Genomic DNA, 3,143 nt, shown 5'->3' with positions numbered 1-3,143 from the left:
ACCCGCTCTACCCGGTCCCGGACCGGCACGCCGTCCTGGACGCAGCGCTGCTGGGCCCGTGGCCCGGGGGGACCGCCGTGATCCACCTGGCGCTCGGGTGCTTCTGGGGTGCGGAGAAGGAGATGTGGCAGCTCCCGGGAGTCGTCGGGACCGCCGTCGGGTACCAGGGCGGCTTTACCCCGCACCCCACCTACGAGGAGGTGTGCAGCGGTCGCACCGGCCACACCGAGACCGTCCTGGTGGCCTACGACCCTGAGGTCCTTCCGCACGTGGAGCTCCTGCGCCGGTTCTGGACCCTGCACGACCCCACGCAGGGCTACCGGCAGGGCAACGACGTGGGCACCCAGTACCGCTCGGCGGTGTTCACCACGACCGACGAGCAGACCGAGGCCGCGCACGCCACCGCCCAGGCCTACGCGCCCGAGCTCTCCGCCCACGGGTACGGGGACCTCACCACCGAGATCCGCACCGTCCACGACGCCGGCCCCTTCTACCCGGCCGAGCACTACCACCAGCAGTACCTGCACAAGGTCCCCCACGGCTACTGCCCCGTGCACTCCACCGGAGTGGCGTGCCCGATGCCCTCCACGGCATGACACGTCATACCTGAGGCGTACGCCCGCGAGCCTGAAAGATCCGCCCCTGGGCCCTGCACGGGCGCGCCGCGCACCCGTCAGGCTGGTCCGGTCACCCACGACGAGGAGAGACCATGATCGAGGCACAGGGCCTGACGAAGGTCTACGGCAGCAAGCGGGCGGTGGACCAGGCGACGTTCACCGTGCACCCCGGGAAGGTCACCGGGTTCCTGGGACCCAACGGTGCCGGGAAGTCCACCACCATGCGCATGATCGTCGGCCTGGACCGGCCCACCGCGGGCACCGTCACCGTGAACGGGCGGCCCTACGCCGAGCACCGGGCACCGCTGCGCGAGGTCGGCACCCTCCTGGACGCCAAGGCCGTCCACACCGGGCGGTCGGCCTACAACCACCTGCTCGCCATGGCCACCACCCACGGCATCGGCCGCGCGCGGGTGGACGAGGTGATCGCCATGACGGGGCTGGAGAGCGTCGCCCGCAAGCGGGTCGGCGGGTTCTCCCTGGGGATGGGCCAGCGCCTGGGCATCGCGGCCGCCCTGCTCGGCGACCCGCGCACGCTCATCCTCGACGAGCCCGTCAACGGGCTGGACCCCGAGGGCGTCATGTGGGTGCGGGGGCTGGTCCGGCACCTGGCGCACGAGGGCCGCACGGTGTTCCTGTCCTCCCACCTCATGAGCGAGATGGCGGTGACCGCCGACCACGTGGTGGTCGTGGGGCGCGGCAGGGTGATCGCCGACGCCCCGATGAGCGAGATCGTGGACCGGGCACGCGAGGACCGGGTCCGGGTCCGCAGCCCCCGGATGGGCGAGCTGGAGCCCCTGCTGACCGGACCCGGCGTCACGGTCACCGCGCTCGGCCCCGGGCTCGCCGAGGTCACGGGGCTCCAGGCGCCGCAGGTCGGTGACCTGGCTGCCGGTGCGGGGATCGCCCTGCACGAGCTCGTTCCGGCCCAGGGCTCCCTCGAGGAGGCGTACATGCAGCTCACCGCCGACGAGGTCGAGTACACCACCCAGCCCGGAACCACCGCGCCCAGCACCACGCAGCACGAAGGAGCCACCCGATGACCGCCACCGTCGCGCCTACCGCCGTCACGACCCCGCGGGTCGTGGCATCGGAGTGGGTCAAGGTCCGCAGCCTCCGGTCGACCGTGTGGACGCTCGTCAGCGCCGTGGTCCTCATGGTCGGGCTGAGCCTGCTGATGGCATGGGGCGAGGCCACCCTCGGTGGCGGCGAGGGCCCCCGACCCGGCCCCCTCGCCTCGGTGGTCACCAGCGGGGTGTTCGTCGCGCAGATCCCCGTCGCCGTCCTCGGGGTGCTGCTCGTGACCGGCGAGTACACCACCGGCATGATCCGCTCCACGCTCGCCGCGGTGCCCCGCCGCACCCCCGCCCTGCTCGCCAAGGCCGTCGTCCTCACCCTGACCGTGCTGGTGGTCGGCGCCGTCGCCGCGGCCCTGTCCCTGCTGGTGGCGATGCCGTTCGCCGCGACGCTCGACCCGGCCGTCGGGCTGACCGAGCCGGAGTCGCTGCGGATGCTGGCGGGCGTCCCGCTGTACCTGGTCGTCGTCGCGCTGCTCGGCATGGGTGCCGGTGCGCTCCTGCGCAGCTCCGCAGGCGCGATCGCCGGGGTCCTGGGCCTGGTGCTGATCGTGGAGTCGGTGTTCGCCTCCCTGCCGTTCACGTTCTTCACCACCGTCTCGCCGTTCCTGCCGACCACGGCCGCGGCGCGGCTGGCGATGAGCGAGGAGATGCTGGTGATGACGGCCGTCGGCGACGCTCCCGTCCTGGGCCCCTGGCAGGGGTTCGCGGTCGGCGTGGCATGGGTGCTGGCGCTGCTGGCCGCGGCGGCGGTGCTGCTGCGCACGCGCGACGCCTGACCCTGGCAGGGTTGTCCCGTGGCCGCCCTGACCGACCTCGACGCCCGGTCCCTGGGAACGGTGCGCCGGTACTTCGCCCTGAACCCGGTCGCCGCGGACGTGCTGGTCGTCGCGTGCTTCGTGCTGCCCGAGCTGATCGCGCCGTTCGTGGGCGCGTCCCGCCCGGTGAGCCTGCTGCTCGTGGGGCTCGGAGCCGTGGTCCTCATGGCCCGCCGCCACCGCCCCGTTCCCGTGGCCGGCGCGATCGGCCTGCTCGCGGTGGTGGGCCTGGCCTGGACGGGGTCGCTCAACGGGTACGACCTGGCCGTCGGGTTCGCCGTGTACGCGGTCGCAGCCGCGCGGCCGCCACGGGTCGCGTGGCTCACCACCGCGACCCTCGTGGCGGCCGTCGCGTGGGCAGCGTGGCTGTGGGAGCGACCGGGGTCCAACGGCACCCTGACGTTCGACGGGTCCGGGCCGCCGTCGGACACCACGGTCAGGATCGCGACGCTCACCGGCCTGACGGTCATCTCCCTGGTCGCGATGGCGATCGGGGTGAGCGTCCGCCAACGGCGCCTGCACGTGGCCGACCTCGTGGAGCGGGCCGCGCGCCTGGAGGCCGAGCGGGACCAGCAGGCGCGCCTGGCACGCGCCGAGGAGCGCGGCCGGATCGCACGGGAGATGCACGACGT

At 73.6% G+C, this 3,143-nt stretch carries 4 protein-coding genes; all 4 read left to right on the top strand.

Annotation, left to right across the window (positions count from 1 at the left end; translation table 11 throughout):
• Nucleotides 1-596 (top strand): peptide-methionine (S)-S-oxide reductase MsrA (gene msrA, locus N869_RS13900; protein WP_035062567.1); only part of this gene is annotated, 596 nt, incomplete at its 5' end.
• Nucleotides 597-709: 113 nt separating this feature from the next.
• The gene (locus N869_RS13895; RefSeq protein WP_035062566.1) at nt 710-1,660 is read left to right on the top strand and encodes an ABC transporter ATP-binding protein; all 951 of its coding nucleotides are present in this window, start codon (nt 710-712) and stop codon (nt 1,658-1,660) included.
• Nucleotides 1,657-2,472: an ABC transporter permease gene (locus N869_RS13890; protein ID WP_035062564.1), complete on the top strand. Its 816-nt coding sequence runs from the start codon at nt 1,657-1,659 to the stop codon at nt 2,470-2,472. Before N869_RS13895 ends, N869_RS13890 begins: the two co-directional genes overlap by 4 nt.
• 18 nt (nt 2,473-2,490) lie before the next feature.
• On the top strand, nt 2,491-3,143 hold a 653-nt coding region (locus N869_RS13885), incomplete at its 3' end, for a DUF7134 domain-containing protein (protein WP_035062562.1).

It is taken from the genome of Cellulomonas bogoriensis 69B4 = DSM 16987 (genome assembly GCF_000767165.1).
GTDB classification, from domain to species: Bacteria; Actinomycetota; Actinomycetes; order Actinomycetales; family Cellulomonadaceae; genus Actinotalea; species Actinotalea bogoriensis.
The sequence above is the reverse complement of the archived record's forward strand: the minus strand, read 5'-3'. Positions and strand labels throughout refer to the sequence as shown.